Genomic DNA, 15,280 nt, shown 5'->3' with positions numbered 1-15,280 from the left:
CGGTCAGGATGGCACGGGTGACGGCCGTGACCTCAGTGGTTTTCCTGAGGCAGGCCGTGCTCGATGACGTCGAGGGCACGGTCGACCAGCGCCTCGAAGTCGGGCGCGTGGTCCTGCTCCGCCCAGTACATCGAGGTCTCCATCAGCCCGCCGACGATGGACATCGCGTAGACCCGGACCTCCAGGCTGCCGGGGTCGCGGCCGGTGCGTTCACCGATGGCCTGGCAGAGCATCCGGCCGGTCTCCGACATGCTCTCCATCATCCGGGAGCGCACCGAGGGGACCTCGACCATCAGCCGGGTGCGCAGCCGGGAGACCGCGTGGGAGTCCTTCATGCCGAGCGAGATCGCCCGGCGTATCACATGGCGGAGGGAGTCCGGCCACGGCTCGTCGGCGGGCCGGGCCCGGAGCTCCTCCATGATCAGCGGGTCGTACTCGTCCGTGAGGACGATGTCCTCCTTGGTCGGGAAGTACCGGAAGACCGTCGACGGCGACACCTCGGCCCGCTCGGCGATCTGCTCGATCGTCGTCGCCTCGTACCCCTGCTCCTCGACCAGCGCGTAGGTCGCGGTGCGGATCGCCTCGCGGGTCTTGATCTTCTTCCGCTCGCGCAGGCCGGGCCTGGGACTGCCGGCGGGGGAGAAGGAGGTGTCTGGTGCCGTCATGCCGGTCATTGTCCGGCATCGGCGGCGGCGGGGGCCACGGCCGGGGACTCGCCCCCTTCGGTACGGCGCTCGGTGGGCGCGTCGGGAAGGAACGCCGCGGCCAGCAGCGCGGTGGCGAGCGCGGCGATGCCGCACACCATCAGGACCAGGCCCATGCCGTGGACGTACGAGGCGTTCGCGGAGCCGGCGAGGCGGGCGGAGCCGGTCTTCGCGGCGACCAGGTGGGCGGCGACCACCGACTCGCCGGCCGTGTGGCCGAGCGGAGCGGGCAGGCCGGTCACGTCCAGGCGGTCGCGGAAGGCGCTCGCCAGCAGGCTGCCGAGCAGGGCGATGCCGATCGCGCCGCCGACCTGGCGCAGGGTCATCAGCAGTCCGGAACCGCTGCCGGCCCGGTCCGTGGGCAGGGCGGCGAGGGCGCCGTCCATGGCCGGGACCACCGAGAAGCCGAAGCCGAGGCCGGCGACGGACAGCCACAGCGCGGTGAAGCCGTAGCCGTCGCCCACCGACGTACGGCTGCCGAGGAACGCGGCGAAGGCGAGGACGACCAGGCCCGCGGCGACCACGGCGCGGGCGCCGAAGCGGGCGACGACCGGCTGGCCGGCCCGCGCGGCGACGATCAGGCCGCCCATCATCGGCAGCAGGCGCAGGCCGGTGCCGAGGGCGTCGTTGCCGAGGACCGCCTGGAGATACTGCGGCAGCACGAACAGCAGGCCGGAGAGCACGAACATCACGAGCGTCGCCGCGAGGGCGTTGAGCAGGAAGCCGCGGTGGGTGAGGAGCGCCATGTCGAGCATGGGGCGGCCGGCCCGGCGTTCGCGCAGCACCAGGGCCGTGACGAGCACGAGGGCGACCGCGAACAGGGCCAGCACCAGCGGATCCCCCCAGCCGCGGTCGGGCGCCTCGATGATCGCGTAGACCAGGGCGCCGAGGCCGATCGCGGTGAGCGCGGTGGAGAGGGCGTCGACCTTGGGGGAGGCGGGGTCGCTGGTCTCGGGAAGCAGGAAGACGCAGGCGGCGATGCCGATGGCGGCCATCGGCACGTTGATCAGGAAGACCGAGCCCCACCAGAAGTGGTTGAGCAGGAAGCCGCCGATGATCGGGCCGAGCGGCAGGCCGAGTGCCGAGGCGGCCGAGACGATGCCGACGGCCCGGGTGCGCTCGGCCGGCCCGAACAGCGAGGGCAGCACGGACATCGCGAGCGGCATCACCAGCGCGGCGCCGACGCCCATCACGGTGCGGGCGGCGATCACCCAGTGCACGTCGCCGGCCAGCGAGCCCATCACCGAGCCGGCCAGGAAGACCGCCAGACCGGCGACGAGCATCCGGCGGCGGCCGAAGCGGTCGCCGAGAAGTCCGGCGGGGAGCATCAGCGACGCGAAGACGATGACGTACGCGTCCGCCATCCACTGCTGCTGGCTGGTGGTGGCGCCGAGTTCCCGGGCCATCGTCGGGAGCGCCACGTTGAGGATCGTCGTGTCGAAGCCGAGCACCAGCATGCTCGCGACCAGAGCGCCCAGGGCCCACCAGCGGCGGGGGTTCCGGTGCGCCTCTTCCAGATGAGTGACAGTAGCCATGAAATGAGAGTAGCTGTCAAAATATAGTGACTGTCAATGGCGAGTAGGTGTCGGAATGTGCGTGAGGGCATGAAAAAAAGTGGCCACGGCTCGAAAGCCGTGGCCACTCGGAGGAGCGGTGGTGGGGCTATGCGTGCTGGTAGGCCACCAGGGAGATGCCGACGTAGTGGACGGCGAACGCGGCCAGCGTGAGGGAGTGGAACACCTCGTGGAACCCGAAGTAGCGCGGTGACGGGTTCGGGCGCTTGATGCCGTAGATCACGCCGCCCGCGCTGTAGAGGAGGCCGCCCACGATCACCAGGACCAGGACCGCGATCCCGCCGGTGCGCATGAAGTCGGGCAGGAAGAAGACCGCCGCCCAGCCCATCGCGATGTAGCAGGGCGTGTACAGCCAGCGCGGCGCGCCGACCCAGAAGACCCGGAAGGCGATGCCGGCGGCCGCCGCGGCCCAGATGCCCCAGAGCAGCCACCGGCCCTTGGTACCCGGCAGGAGCAGCAGGGCCAGCGGGGTGTAGGTGCCCGCGATGATCAGGAAGATGTTGGCGTGGTCGAGTCTGCGCAGGACGCCGTCCATGCGCGGGCTCCAGTCGCCCCGGTGGTACAGCGCGCTCACACCGAACAGCAGGCACGCCGTCAGGGCGTAGATCCCGCAGGCGATGCGGCCGCGCGGTGAGTCGGCGAGGGCGGTGAGGACGAGGCCCGCGATGAGTACGGCCGGGAACATGCCCAGGTGCAGCCAGCCGCGCAGCTTGGGCTTGACCTGTTGCGACAGGGAGGAGAGCGCGGCGGAACCACGGCCGGCGGCCGGCGGTTCCGTGGGCGCGTCGGGGGCGGACGCAGTCATGAGGGCATCGTACCTACGGAACCGTAAGTTACGGATCAGTCGCCCCCCGACAGCCGTCGCGGGCGGCCATCGTCTCACGGAGCCTCGGGGGTGCCCGCAAGGGCGGGCAAAAAGACCTTGAGGCGAACTCAATGTGGACGCAAAGAAACGCAGGTGAACGCAGAAACCGTGGTCTTCCTCACGTCGCTCATCTGTGACTCCCTCTGGACAGATGGGTGATCGAGTCGGAGTATCAAATGAGTGCGGTCGACACCGGATGAGCGGCTACGAAGCGTCCGGGTCGCGGCCCCCACGGGGCAACAAGGTCTGCAAGGGCCCAAAGATCAAAAATCCCTCATTTAGGAGCGATCGTGGCGCGCGACATCGCGGCTCCCACCGTCATCCCCACCCACCATCAGGAACTGATCTCGTGGGTCAACGAGATCGCCGAACTGACGCAACCGGACAGCGTGGTCTGGTGTGACGGATCCGAGGCCGAGTACGAGCGACTGTGCGAAGAGCTCGTGGCGAAGGGCACCTTCAAGAAGCTCGACCCGATCAAGCGCCCCCACTCCTACCTCGCGGCCTCCGACCCGACCGACGTCGCCCGGGTCGAGGACCGCACGTTCATCTGCTCCGAGCGGGAGCAGGACGCCGGCCCGACCAACAACTGGAAGGCGCCCGCCGAGATGCGGGAGATCTTTGCCGGCGAGAAGGGCCTGTTCCGCGGCTCGATGAAGGGCCGGACGATGTACGTCGTCCCGTTCTGCATGGGCCCCCTCGGCTCGCCGCTCTCCGCCCTCGGCGTGGAGATCACCGACTCGGCGTACGTCGCCGTCTCCATGCGCACCATGACGCGCATGGGCCAGGCCGTCCTCGACGAACTCGGCGACGACGGCTTCTTCGTGAAGGCCGTCCACACCCTCGGCGCCCCGCTGGAGCCGGGCCAGGCCGACGTGCCCTGGCCGTGCAACCAGACCAAGTACATCTCGCACTTCCCCGAGTCGCGCGAGATCTGGTCCTACGGCTCCGGCTACGGCGGCAACGCCCTGCTCGGCAAGAAGTGCTACGCCCTGCGCATCGCCTCCGTCATGGCGCGCGACGAGGGCTGGCTCGCCGAGCACATGCTGATCCTCAAACTCACGCCCCCGCAGGGCGAGTCCAAGTACGTCGCCGCCGCCTTCCCGAGCGCCTGCGGCAAGACGAACCTCGCCATGCTGGAGCCCACCGTCTCCGGCTGGACCGTCGAGACCATCGGCGACGACATCGCCTGGATGCGGTTCGGCGCGGACGGCCGCCTGTACGCCATCAACCCCGAGGCCGGCTTCTTCGGCGTCGCGCCCGGCACCGGTGAGCACACCAACGCCAACGCGATGAAGACGCTGTGGGGCAACTCCGTCTTCACCAACGTGGCGCTGACCGACGACGACGACGTCTGGTGGGAGGGCATGACGCAGGAGACCCCCGCCCACCTCACCGACTGGAAGGGCAACGACTGGACGCCGGCCTCCGAGAGCCCGGCAGCCCATCCCAACGCCCGCTTCACCGTCCCCGCCGCGCAGTGCCCGATCATCGCGCCGGAGTGGGAGGACCCGAAGGGCGTGCCGATCTCGGCGATCCTCTTCGGCGGCCGCCGCGCCACCGCCGTACCGCTGGTGACCGAGTCCTTCGACTGGAACCACGGTGTCTTCCTCGGCGCCAACGTGGCCTCCGAGAAGACCGCCGCCGCCGAGGGCAAGGTCGGCGAACTGCGCCGCGACCCGTTCGCGATGCTGCCGTTCTGCGGCTACAACATGGGCGACTACATGGCCCACTGGATCGACGTGGCCAAGGACAAGGACCAGGCCAAGCTGCCGAAGATCTACTACGTCAACTGGTTCCGGAAGAACGACGAGGGCAAGTTCGTCTGGCCGGGCTTCGGCGAGAACTCCCGGGTCCTGAAGTGGATCGTGGAACGGCTGGACGGCAAGGCCGACGGTGTGGACACGCCGATCGGTGTGCTGCCGACCCGTGACGCCCTCGACACCGACGGGCTCGACCTCGACGACAGCGACCTCGACTTCCTGCTGACCGTCGACAAGGAGGTCTGGCGGGAGGAGGCGGCACTCGTCCCCGACCACCTGAACACCTTCGGCGACCACACGCCGAAGGAGCTGTGGGCCGAGTACCGGGCGCTCGTGGAGCGGCTGGGCTGAGTCCCGTACCGAAGACTCCGCGGCCGGTTGGGGGATGTTGCCCTGACCAGCGATCGTCACGACCGGCCGCGGTGTGAACCGGCGAGGCCGCGCACAACGGGGTGCGGGGTCTGTGGGCCTGTCGTCGCCTTTCCCCTCCGCCCCGAGGGGAGCTCGGTGACGACAGGCCTTCGCCTGTTCGGGTGGTGACCCCGGTCGCCCGCCGGACCGGTACCACGGTCACGGGCACGGCCACCCGGACCGGCCCCGCGACGGGCGACGACACGGCGGCTCAGTTGCCCCGCTCCTCCAGATACCGGGTGTGCGTCTCCTGGCGGCGGGCCTCCGTCTCCCCGAGGCCCGCCGCCAGCTGCCCGGCCTCCTCCTTCAGGACCGCCAACTGCCGTTCCAGATGGCGTTCCGGGGATTCCTGGCCCGGCGTCATACGCGTCCACCACCGGGTCCGTACGAAGCTGTCGACCGCCTCCGGGATGTCCTGGCGCACCGCCCGGGAGAGGACATGGACCCCCTCCGGGTCCTGGGCGAGCAGCTCGGCCGCCCAGCCCGGGTCCAGCAGCGCGGAGAGCAGGTCCCGCAGTTCGGCCAGCCGCCCGGCGGCCGCCGCCGGCAGGTCCACCTCCGCCAGATAGGCGCCCAGCTGCGCGAAGTCCGCCCGTACCTCCTCCAGTTGGGCCGAAGGGGACGGGAAGTCCGGCAGCGGCGGCCGCTCCGGTGGGGCGATCAGCGCGCCCGCGCCGTACAGACCCGCCACCACCACCGGCCAGTACGGGCCTGCCACACCCGTGAACGTCAGGACCAGGCCGAGCAGGCCGCCCGCCGAACCGGTGAGGTTCTTGCGGGATTCGAGGTAGGCGAGCGCCTTACTGGTAGCCACGGATCTCCTCGAAGGCGCCGTCCAGGGAGCCCTGCCGGGCGTCGAAGAGACGGCCACCGGTCAGGGTGGCGATGTGCTGGAGTTCGGCGCGGGAGGAGTCGCCGAAGAGGATGGGGAAGACGGGGATCCGCTGCCGGTCGGTGGAGAGCTCGCGGTAGAAGCCGTCGAAGTCACCGGCCTTGTCGCCCGTGGTGTTCTCGCCGTCCGTCATCAGCACGATCGAGGTGAACGTGTCCTCGCCGCTTCCCAATTGGTCGTACGCCTTCTCCAGCGAGGTGTAGATCGCCGTGTTGCCGTCGGCGGTCAGCGCCTCGGTGTCCTTGCGGATCGCGGCCAGACCGGCCTTGGGGTCCGCCGGCTCGACGACATGGGTGCGCACGCTCTTCACCGCCGAGCCGAACGGCATCAGAGTGACCTCCTCGCGGTCGCGGAAGTCGCCGGTGAGGTCGGTGAGGGCCTTCTTCAGCCGGTTCAGCCGGTCACCGTCCATGGAGCCCGAGGTGTCCAGGACGTAGACCGTGCGGGAGGGGCGGCGCAGTTCGTTCTCGTACGCCGAGATGAGCCCGTCGGCCACCGACCGGCTGCCGGGGAACGGGAGTTCGCGGCGGCGAGTGGTGTCGAGACCGGCGGCCGGCGGGACGGAGGCGACCACCGGGCGGCGGCGGGTGGTGTCGGTGATGAGCTTCTGCACGGCCGCGCCGCGCAGGTCCTCGGTGACCTCTCGGACGTCTTCGCGGGTGGCCGCGGAGGTGCCGGCGAGGGAGGAGAACGGATAGTCCGCGGTGACCACGCCGTCGCTGGGCCGGATCACCGTGAGACCCGGGATGCCCTTGAGGACGGACTCGTAGTTGAGCAGCGCGTCGACGTCACCGCGCCGCTGGTAGGCGGAGGCCAGCCAGCCCGAGGAACCGGAGGTCAGCTTCTGGCCCTTGAAGAACTCCTTCAGCTGCGGGGTCGCCTTGGCCACGTCCGCGTCGGTGAGCGCCGACTGGGCGCCGGAGAGCGCGGAGGCGACCGAGATCAGCGTGGCGAAGCCGGAGTTGGAGCGGGCCGGGTCCGTCATGCCGTAGGACAGCCGGCCCGCCACCACGGCCTGTTCGATCCGGGACCAGGTCACCGCGTCCGGCTTCCAGCCCAGGGCCTTGGCGGTGGCCGTCCGCACCCCGATCGCGACCGGGCTGGTCATGATCGAGGTCTCGGAGACGACCTTCTTCGCCGCCTCCGGGCGCAACCGCAGGTAGTCGTCGGAGGACAGCCACAGCGCGTCGTACCTGCCGTCGGCCTTCCCCCGGGCCAGCAGGTCGACGGCGTCCAGGGTGCCCATGTAGGTGGGGCGGACGGTGACCCCGGTGTCCTTGCGGACGCGGTCGAAGACGGCCGTCATGTCGCTGAGTTCGGAGGAGGCGAGGACGCGGAGGGTGCCGGGCCTCGGGGCCGCGGAGTCGTCGTCGTGGTCCTTCGCGGTGCAGCCGGTCAGGACGACGGCCGCCGCCGCGAGGAGGGCGAGGAGCGGGTGTCTGGTCACGTGAGACCGCCTTCCAGCGCCCCCTTGGCACGGCTGCGCTCCAGGTAGGTGCTCGCCTGCTGGAGTTCGTCCGTGAGGGACTGCACGGTGTTCGCCATCGCCTCGGTCGCCTGCGCCTTGTACGTGTCGATGGCGTCGAGGGTCCGGTAGATCTGCTGGAACGCGGCCCGCAGCGTCTCGGCGCCCACGGCCGGGTCGGCGGCGATCCGCTGGATCTCCCCGCTCTGGCTCGCGAGCATCTCGGCGTTGCCCCGGATCAGCTCCTCGGTCGTCCCGCGCAACGCGTTGACCTGCTCGACCACCTTCTTCTGGGTGTCCAGTGCGGAGGCCAGCATCACCGAGATGCGCAGTGCGGACACGGTGGTGGTGGCGGCGCGTTCGACGCCCTTGATCAGCTCGTCGTTGTTGCGCCGTACGACGTCCATCGCGAGGTAGCCCTGCGCGGCCACCGCGAGCTGGGTGAGCAGGTCCTGGTGCTTCTGCCGGACCGGGAACAGCACGTCCGCGCGTACCGCGTCGGCCTCCTGGGGGTCCGTCAGCCGGGCGGCGTGCTCTTCGACGGCGGTGTCCAGGGCCTGGGTGAGGACGACGTACTCCTGGAGCTTGCCCATGGTCTCCCACAGCCGTACCCGCTCGGTCTGCAACGCCGCGTTGTCGCGCCGCAGTTCGTCCTGGCCGCCGCGCAGCGACCCCACGATCTTGTTCAACGTGCCCTGCGCGGAGGCGTACTTGGCGACGTGGTCGCGGAGCCTGTTGCCTCCGGGCAGCCGGGAGAGGAACTTGCGGCCCCGGCCCGCGGGCAGGTCGCGCGGGTCCAGGTCCTCGACGACCCTGCGCAGTTCGACCAGGGAGCCGGCCACCTTGGCCTGGGCGTCAGCGCCCTTGTCGGGCAGGCTGCGCACGGCACGCTCCAGCATGCGGTTGGACTGCGCGGCGGCGGTGCGCATCTCGCCGGCGCCGAGGCCGGTGATCTCACCGACCTTGCTCGCGAACTCCGGCGACCGCGCGTCCAGCGAGGCCAGCCCCCGGACGTACGCGGCGGCCTTCTGCGCCATGTCCGTACGGACGCTGTCGTCGACCGGTACGAGTCCGCCGGCCCGCTCCCGCGGCACGGGCGCGACCGCCTCCGGCGGGGTCAGCGTGAAGACGTCGTCGCCGCTGAGCGTGGGCGTAGGCGCACCGCCGCTCGGCACCATCTTGTCGAAGTTGCTCACAGGGTCCCCCGTTCAGCCGCGCGCCCGGCGGGCCATCTCGTGCAGCACCGCGGAGGTGGGCACGGGCGCCTGCCGGACGCCGGTCAGTGTCTGGTTGAGGTGGGCTGCGCGGTCCGCGGTGGCCTGGACGAACTCGGCGGAGTCGCCCTGGGGCCGGAAGCCGTGCCTGACGGCGAGCTTGCGCAGGGCCGGGTCGGTGCTGAGGAGTTCGCCGAGCGCGCGGCCGGCGTCGTCGAGCGGCACGACGGTGTGGTCGCTGTTGACCGTGGTGTCCGGGTAGAGGACGACGAGGTCGTCGGCGCTGTGCTGTTCCGCGAGCAGCGACACGACCTGCGACTCGTACAGGCACACCAGCGGGTTGCCGGCGCCGCTGATGAAGTCCCGGAACACCGCGTCGCTGCTCGGCTGTTGGGCCCCCTGCACGCTGACCAGCTTGCGCAGCAGCGGCGTGGTCCTCGCGACGTCGGCGCCACTGGCCACCACCCGGCCGCCGTTGGCGACGTAGGAGGCGGCGGCGAGGTAGAGAGCGCCGGAGTTGGAGGTCTCCGGGTCGGTGCTGGTGATGAACAGCGTCCCGGTCAACTCCCCGTGCGCCTTGGCCCCCTTGAGCTGCTGCCAGGTCCGGTCGTGCTCGGCCGCGTCGAGGTAGGCGCCCATCTTCAGGATGCCCTTGCCCCCGCCGTCGAGCACGGCGAGGCCGTTCGCCGCCAGCACCTCGGCCGCGCTGCGGTGGGCCACGACGACGAGGGGCGAGTAGAAGGGGCGAGGGAGGGGCTGGCGGGCGTGGTACTTCCCGGCCAGCGTGTCGGCGGGCGCCGAACTGGACGGAAAGGCGAAGTCGTAGCCCTTCAGGTCCAGATCCTCCATGGCCCAGGATCCGGACGCCTCCGTCTTCACGGTGTAGCCCTTGGCGGCGAGGGCCTTCACCACATCGGGATCGGCGAAGAAGTCCGACTTCTCCGAACCGATCACACCACGCACGGTCTTCGTTGCCGTGCCTTTGTCATCCCCCTGCCGGCCTGCGACGACGGCAGCCACCACGCCACCGATCAGCAGCACTGCGAGGAGGATTCCCGCGATACGTCTCACGCGGAGGAGCGTGCTCGCGGAAGGGGACGTTCCTGCGCCGATCGGGTGAACGGGTGGTGACCGGGCGATCCCGGTATGCAACCGGAACCGGACATTCCGTGCGTGGTGTGGTCCTGACAGGAGTGAGGGCATGGCGCAAGGCGACGACATCTACGGCCGGGACCGACCGGAGAACCCGAGCCCGGCGGAGGACCGCCCATGCGGCGGCGGCCCTGAGGACAGGCCGGCAACCGGGCATCGGCATGTGTGGATCTGGTGGCTCGTGGCGGCGGTGGTGATCCTGGTTCTTCTGGCCATCTTCTGGTTCTGAGGACGGGTGGGTATCGGCGGGTGGGTGTCGAAGGGGGCGACGCCGGCCCGCCCCGGTTCGCGCGCTCCGGGTACGGCATCGACCGGCTGACGAGACCGACCCGGCCCGACGCGGGCGCGAACGGCGAGCGCGCGCCGCGGCTTGGTTGCGGCCGGTGTCCGCGTCGGGCTGCGGCTGGAATACGCGGCGCAGGAGCGCCCGCAGGGAAATTGCGCACGTTCACGAGCTGATTCCGGGCGACTTCGTGACTTCCGCGAAAGCGGCCTGGGCACTCGACTGGCCCTCGGCGGCGATGCGCGGGGCGCGTCATCCGGCTCGACCGGGGGGCGGCTGCGCCGGGGAGGCGGTCCGGTGGGCCGGCCTGATCGACGACGACCGCCTGGGGGACTGGCTCAGCCGCTGCTCGCGAGCGGGTGCGGCCGCTGTCTGCCGGAGCTGCACTCGGTCATCACCAGGCCTGACGGCCTCGGCCCGTTTCTCTCCGGGGAGGAAGCCGTCGATTCATCAGAGGGACGGCGAAACGGGTGACAGGGATAACCGTAAAGGCCTAAAAAACGGCGGAGATTCCGTCAGCCGGGTGACTCTCGAAAGGGCCCGAGTCGACCGTTAATCATTCTTTCGTAAGAGTTGGCGCTGGCTTCATCTGTCGAGGGGATATGGCAAGCGATCGATTCGAACGCACGGAGTGTGCGCCCGCTGCCCATGTCCTCTCCCAATCGGTCGGGAGAATTACCTTGAGCCGTAGAACGAGTCGAACAGCGCGCCTGAAGTCCGCCACTCTGGTGTCGGCCGGCGCAGCCGCGGTGGTACTCGGCGTCGCCCCGAGCGCCATGGCGGTCGCTGACGCGTCGCACAGGCCCGATGCCGGCGTCGTCCTGAAGCAGCTGGGCACGCACGACGTGTCCCAGGCGGCCATCGCGGACGCGGTCCGCAGGGCCAGCCGCGAAGGCACGGCGCCGGTGGAGGGCCCTGGTCCTATGGGCCCCCAGGGCCACACGGGTCCGCAGGGCCATCAGGGTCCGCAGGGTCCCCAGGGCCCGCAAGGTGCCCAAGGTGCTCAGGGCGCTCAGGGCGCTCAGGGCGCTCAGGGCGCTCAGGGCGCTCAGGGCGCTCAGGGCGCTCAGGGCGCCCAAGGTGCGCAGGGCGCGCAGGGCGCGCAGGGTGCCCAAGGTGCGAGGGGACCGCAGGGTGCGACGGGTGCTCAGGGTGCGACGGGCCCCCAGGGCCCGCAGGGCGCGACGGGTGCGCAGGGTGCGACGGGTGCGCAGGGTGCGACGGGTCCCCAGGGCCCGCAGGGCGCGACGGGTGCTCAGGGTGCGACGGGCCCCCAGGGCCCCCAGGGTTCCGTGAGTGCTACTTACGTCAGGACCAGCACCGCTGCCGGCACGGCGACCGCGACGTGTGACACCGGGGACTTCGCCACCGGTGGCGGATACCTCGTCGCCGCCAGCGGAGCCGCGGCCGAGAACTTCCCCGCGGCCGGTACACCGCCCACTGCGTGGACCGCCACGTCCACCGCCGGTCAGACGATCACGGCCTTCGTCGTCTGCGCCAACGTGGCGTAACCCCAGCAGGGAGGGCGCCCCGAGGCATCGCCCCGGGGCGCCCTCCGCGGTGGGGGCGCGTGGCGGCGGCGCTAGACCAGCAGCGGGCCGCCGCAGCGCGCCGCGCCCTCCTTCGCCGCGATGAGGTTGGCGATCACGTAGGAGATGTTCTTCTCGCTGTGCCACTCGGACGGGAAGACGGTGACCAGCCGCGAACTCTGGAACCTCGCCTCGAGGTCGGGCACGAACGTGCGGTACTGGTCGTCGGTGTAGTACCAGAACGAGTTCTCGTTGTAGTACGCGACGTGACTCGGGTCCTGGTGCGCGCCGCGGCCGTCGGTGCTGGGAGTCGTGGTGAGGAGCATGCCGCCGGGTGCCAGCAGCCGGTACAGCTCGTTGATCAGCGGCACCTTCGCGGGCACGTGCTCCAGGAAGTTCACCGCGCGCACCAGGCCGACGGAGTCGTCGGGCAGGTCCAGCCGGTCCGGGAGGGTCGCCACGATGTCGACCCCCTCGCCCGGCTGCTTGTCCACGCCCACGTAGCCGGGCGGCTTGCGGCGGGCCGCGCCGAGGTCCAGGGCGATCAGCCCCCTGCGGTAGGTCCAGGCCAGGGCGTTGGCCTCGATGTACTTGTCGTACAGGGCGACGGTCTCGCGCTGGATGTGCGCGTTGATCTCCGGATCGCGCTGGGTGTTCGCGGGGTGCATCCGCTGGAGGTAGAGGCAGCGGGGGATGTGGTGGAAGTCGCCGACGTGGAACAGACGGCACATCAGGTCCTGGTCGTCCAGCACGGTACGGGTGGCGTCGTACCCCCCGGCCCGGTCGTAGGCGTCCTTGCGGAAGGCCCTGACGTGGTTCGGCGCGTACCAGATGTACGAGACGTTGTGCGGGGTCGGGGCCATGGACCTGACCTGGAGCAGTTCAAGGCCGTCGACCCGCACGTCCTCGTAGTGCCAGCCGTGCGCCTCGTTGAAGCGGCTGTCGTCCCGCTTCCCGTCCTCGGTGATCTGCGCGGTGTTGCTGTAGACCAGGACGGCCTCGGGATGCTCGTCGAACGCCGTGCCGAGTTCGGCCAGGCACGCTTTCGCCAGCAGGTCGTCGTGGTCGAGTTCGACGAGGATCTCACCGCGGGCCAGTTCACAGGCCCGGCGTTTGGCCGCTCCGACCCCCACGGCGTCGTCGGCGATCACCACCCGGACCCGGTCGTCCGGGCGCTCCGGTCGCCACCGGGCGCCGTTGTTGAGCAGGACGATCCACTCCCAGTCCGGACAGGTCTGCGCCTGCAGGGTCGCGAGGCACCCGTCGAGGAAACGGGCCTGGTGGCTGGGGGTGAAGACGGAGAACCTCGGGGTCTCGGTCGACGTCATCTGCTGCTCCCTGTTCGCTGGAACGCTCTGGGGAGGCCGGCGCCGAGAAGACCGTGGACGTGCCGACGGGGCCGGAGCCGAACCACCGTCACTTCCGTAGACGCTACGAGTGACAGCGGGTGCCGTCGTTGTTCGGCAGGCGGTTGGCGTGGGCAGACCACCCGAATGCCCGCGTCCGAGGCAAGCGGCGGCGGGACGCCGGGGAGGCGGCGCCGTCGTGCGGTCGTGGCGCCCGGTCCGCGCGTCGCTGCGGGAGCGCGCGGACCGGGGCCGTTCGGGAACCCCGGAAGGGGTCAGTGGGCGGCGCCGCTCAGTTGCCGGGCCGCCGCGTGAGCGTCCATGCGCTCCGCCGCGAGGATCGCCGCCGCGGTGTCCGCGCGGGACGCCGCGACCACCAGGGCGCGGCCGGCGAGCGCGTGCGCACGCTCATGGAGCGCGGCCGGCTCCTGGACCGCCGTCAGCGACGCGCGGACCGGCGTGTGTCCGCCCCGCAGCCGGGCCACCTGCTCGGCCAGCCGGGTCGCGGCGGCGTCGAGGTCGGTGGACGGCGTGAGCGCGCGCAACTCGTCGGTGACGGCGAGCAGCGCCGCGAGATGCCCGGCGAGCTGGATGTCCAGCTCCTCCTCGCGTGTCCGGTGCGGGAAGTCGGAAGGCGCGTCGGCCATCGTGCTGTGCACCGACTTGGTGCGGATCGGTTCGTACATGGGAGATGGCCTCCAGTGTTCTGACAGGAAGCCATCCTAGCTTAGATTTCGTCTAAAGTTGACCCAGGTCGCGGGCGGTGGTCCGGCCGTCGCCTACGGTTGGCCGTACCCGTCCAGGAAGCGCCCGATCCGGGTGATCGCGTCCCGCAGGTCCCCGACCGTCGGCAGGGTCACCACCCGGAAGTGGTCCGGCTCCGGCCAGTTGAAGCCGCTGCCCTGCACGATCATGATCTTCTCCCGTCGCAGCAGGTCCAGGACCATCTGCCGGTCGTCCTTGATCTTGAAGACCTGGGGGTCGAGCCGCGGGAAGAGGTACAGCGCGCCCTTGGGGCGGACGCAGCTCACGCCCGGGATCTGGGTGAGCAGGTCGTGGGCGAGGTCCATCTGCTCCTTGAGCCGCCCGCCCGGCAGGACGAGGTCGTTGATCGTCTGGCGCCCGCTGAGCGCGGCCACCACGCCGTGCTGACCGGGCATGTTCGCGCACAGCCGCATGTTCGCGAGGACCGTCAGGCCCTCGATGTAGGAGTCGGCGTGCGCCCGGGGCCCGGAGATGGACATCCAGCCGACCCGGTAGCCGGCCACCCGGTACGCCTTCGACATGCCGTTGAAGGTGAGCGTCAGCAGGTCCGGGGCGACGGCGGCGGTCGGCGTGTGCGTGGCGCCGTCGTAGAGGATCTTGTCGTAGATCTCGTCCGAGCAGACGAGCAGGTTGTGGCGGCGGGCGACGTCGGTCAGCCCGCGCAGCATCGCCTCGTCGTACACCGCGCCCGTCGGGTTGTTCGGGTTGATGATGACGATCGCCTTGGTGCGGTCGGAGACCTTGCGCTCGATGTCGGCGAGGTCGGGCATCCAGTCCGACTGCTCGTCGCAGCGGTAGTGCACGGCCGTACCGCCGGCGAGCGAGACCGCGGCCGTCCACAGGGGGTAGTCCGGGGCCGGTACGAGCACCTCGTCCCCGTCGTCCAGGAGCCCCTGCATCGCCATCACGATCAGCTCGGAGGCGCCGTTGCCGATGAAGACGTGCTCGACGTCGGTCTCGATGCCGATCGTCTGGTTGTGCATGACGACCGCGCGCCGGGCGGCCAGCAGACCCTTGGCGTCGCCGTAGCCGTGCGCCGTGGAGACGTTGCGGAGGATGTCCTCCAGGATCTCCGGCGGGCACTCGAAGCCGAAGGCGGCCGGGTTTCCGGTGTTGAGCTTGAGGATGCGGTGCCCCGCCGCCTCAAGCCGCATCGCCTCCTCGAGAACCGGACCCCGGATCTCGTAACAGACGTTGGCGAGCTTGGTCGACTGGATCACCTGCATGCCGGTGAGCTTACGGTGCGGTAACGCCCGTCGGCTCGTGTTTTCCACCACGTGAGACACGTGTGGGGGACAAACGGGACCGGGGCGAGGT

13 protein-coding genes are annotated in these 15,280 nt (G+C 70.6%); 3 read left to right on the top strand and 10 right to left on the bottom strand.

Annotated features, from left to right (window positions below):
- Window positions 1–32: 32 nt before the first annotated feature.
- The 3 genes from LQ326_RS11130 to trhA form a co-directional block, all read right to left on the bottom strand.
- A complete protein-coding gene (locus LQ326_RS11130) occupies window positions 33–674 on the bottom strand; it encodes a TetR/AcrR family transcriptional regulator (RefSeq protein ID WP_234535190.1) in 642 nt (213 codons plus the stop codon).
- A complete protein-coding gene (locus tag LQ326_RS11125; protein WP_234535189.1) occupies window positions 671–2,239 on the bottom strand; it encodes an MFS transporter in 1,569 nt (522 codons plus the stop codon). The genes LQ326_RS11130 and LQ326_RS11125 overlap by 4 nt, the downstream gene beginning before the upstream one ends.
- 127 nt (window positions 2,240–2,366) lie before the next feature.
- Window positions 2,367–3,083, bottom strand: a complete 717-nt coding sequence (gene trhA, locus LQ326_RS11120) for a PAQR family membrane homeostasis protein TrhA (protein WP_234535187.1) — start codon at window positions 3,081–3,083, stop codon at window positions 2,367–2,369.
- Window positions 3,084–3,433: 350 nt separating this feature from the next.
- Between trhA and LQ326_RS11115 the strand changes: the two genes are divergently transcribed.
- On the top strand, window positions 3,434–5,257 hold the full coding sequence (locus LQ326_RS11115; protein ID WP_234535185.1) for a phosphoenolpyruvate carboxykinase (GTP): 1,824 nt from the start codon (window positions 3,434–3,436) through the stop codon (window positions 5,255–5,257).
- A gap of 271 nt (window positions 5,258–5,528) precedes the next feature.
- Here LQ326_RS11115 and LQ326_RS11110 read toward each other — a convergent pair whose 3' ends face one another.
- From LQ326_RS11110 to LQ326_RS11095, 4 genes are read right to left on the bottom strand one after another with little or no spacing between them, the layout of a single operon-like run.
- Window positions 5,529–6,131, bottom strand: a complete 603-nt coding sequence (locus LQ326_RS11110) for a hypothetical protein (protein WP_234535183.1) — start codon at window positions 6,129–6,131, stop codon at window positions 5,529–5,531.
- Window positions 6,118–7,656, bottom strand: a complete 1,539-nt coding sequence (locus LQ326_RS11105; RefSeq protein ID WP_234535181.1) for a vWA domain-containing protein — start codon at window positions 7,654–7,656, stop codon at window positions 6,118–6,120. The genes LQ326_RS11110 and LQ326_RS11105 overlap by 14 nt, the downstream gene beginning before the upstream one ends.
- A complete protein-coding gene (locus LQ326_RS11100) occupies window positions 7,653–8,852 on the bottom strand; it encodes a toxic anion resistance protein (protein WP_234535481.1) in 1,200 nt (399 codons plus the stop codon). Before LQ326_RS11100 ends, LQ326_RS11105 begins: the two co-directional genes overlap by 4 nt.
- A gap of 30 nt (window positions 8,853–8,882) precedes the next feature.
- Window positions 8,883–9,959 (bottom strand): substrate-binding domain-containing protein, encoded by a 1,077-nt coding sequence (locus LQ326_RS11095; RefSeq protein WP_234535179.1) that lies wholly within the window; start codon window positions 9,957–9,959, stop codon window positions 8,883–8,885.
- 130 nt (window positions 9,960–10,089) lie between these two features.
- Here LQ326_RS11095 and LQ326_RS11090 point away from each other — a divergent pair, with 130 nt between their 5' ends.
- Together LQ326_RS11090 and LQ326_RS11085 are read left to right on the top strand one after the other, a co-directional pair.
- Window positions 10,090–10,269: a hypothetical protein gene (locus tag LQ326_RS11090; protein WP_234535177.1), complete on the top strand. Its 180-nt coding sequence runs from the start codon at window positions 10,090–10,092 to the stop codon at window positions 10,267–10,269.
- Between the two features lie 1,346 nt (window positions 10,270–11,615).
- The gene (locus LQ326_RS11085) at window positions 11,616–11,834 is read left to right on the top strand and encodes a hypothetical protein (protein WP_234535175.1); all 219 of its coding nucleotides are present in this window, start codon (window positions 11,616–11,618) and stop codon (window positions 11,832–11,834) included.
- A gap of 71 nt (window positions 11,835–11,905) precedes the next feature.
- Here LQ326_RS11085 and LQ326_RS11080 read toward each other — a convergent pair whose 3' ends face one another.
- The 3 genes from LQ326_RS11080 to LQ326_RS11070 form a co-directional block, all read right to left on the bottom strand.
- Entirely contained in the window at window positions 11,906–13,180 is a 1,275-nt protein-coding gene (locus LQ326_RS11080; protein WP_234535172.1) for a glycosyltransferase, read from the bottom strand.
- A gap of 293 nt (window positions 13,181–13,473) precedes the next feature.
- Complete coding sequence (locus tag LQ326_RS11075; protein WP_234535171.1) at window positions 13,474–13,884, bottom strand: SCO4983 family protein; 411 nt, start codon at window positions 13,882–13,884, stop codon at window positions 13,474–13,476.
- Between the two features lie 93 nt (window positions 13,885–13,977).
- The gene (locus tag LQ326_RS11070; protein WP_234535169.1) at window positions 13,978–15,189 is read right to left on the bottom strand and encodes a pyridoxal phosphate-dependent aminotransferase; all 1,212 of its coding nucleotides are present in this window, start codon (window positions 15,187–15,189) and stop codon (window positions 13,978–13,980) included.
- Window positions 15,190–15,280 lie beyond the last annotated feature (91 nt).

Origin of the sequence: Streptomyces shenzhenensis (assembly GCF_021462265.1) — a bacterium.
GTDB classification, from domain to species: Bacteria; Actinomycetota; Actinomycetes; order Streptomycetales; family Streptomycetaceae; genus Streptomyces; species Streptomyces shenzhenensis.
This window is presented reverse-complemented; position numbering and strand designations above follow the sequence as displayed.

What these genes read in the sequence shown, in the direction of transcription:
- LQ326_RS11130 (WP_234535190.1), bottom strand. Translation starts at nt 674, where the DNA reads ATGACCGGCATGACGGCACCAGACACCTCCTTCTCCCCCGCCGGCAGT.
- LQ326_RS11125 (WP_234535189.1), bottom strand. Translation starts at nt 2,239, where the DNA reads ATGGCTACTGTCACTCATCTGGAAGAGGCGCACCGGAACCCCCGCCGC.
- trhA (WP_234535187.1), bottom strand. Translation starts at nt 3,083, where the DNA reads ATGACTGCGTCCGCCCCCGACGCGCCCACGGAACCGCCGGCCGCCGGC.
- LQ326_RS11100 (WP_234535481.1), bottom strand. Translation starts at nt 8,852, where the DNA reads ATGGTGCCGAGCGGCGGTGCGCCTACGCCCACGCTCAGCGGCGACGAC.
- LQ326_RS11090 (WP_234535177.1), top strand. Translation starts at nt 10,090, where the DNA reads ATGGCGCAAGGCGACGACATCTACGGCCGGGACCGACCGGAGAACCCG.
- LQ326_RS11080 (WP_234535172.1), bottom strand. Translation starts at nt 13,180, where the DNA reads ATGACGTCGACCGAGACCCCGAGGTTCTCCGTCTTCACCCCCAGCCAC.
- LQ326_RS11075 (WP_234535171.1), bottom strand. Translation starts at nt 13,884, where the DNA reads ATGTACGAACCGATCCGCACCAAGTCGGTGCACAGCACGATGGCCGAC.
- LQ326_RS11070 (WP_234535169.1), bottom strand. Translation starts at nt 15,189, where the DNA reads ATGCAGGTGATCCAGTCGACCAAGCTCGCCAACGTCTGTTACGAGATC.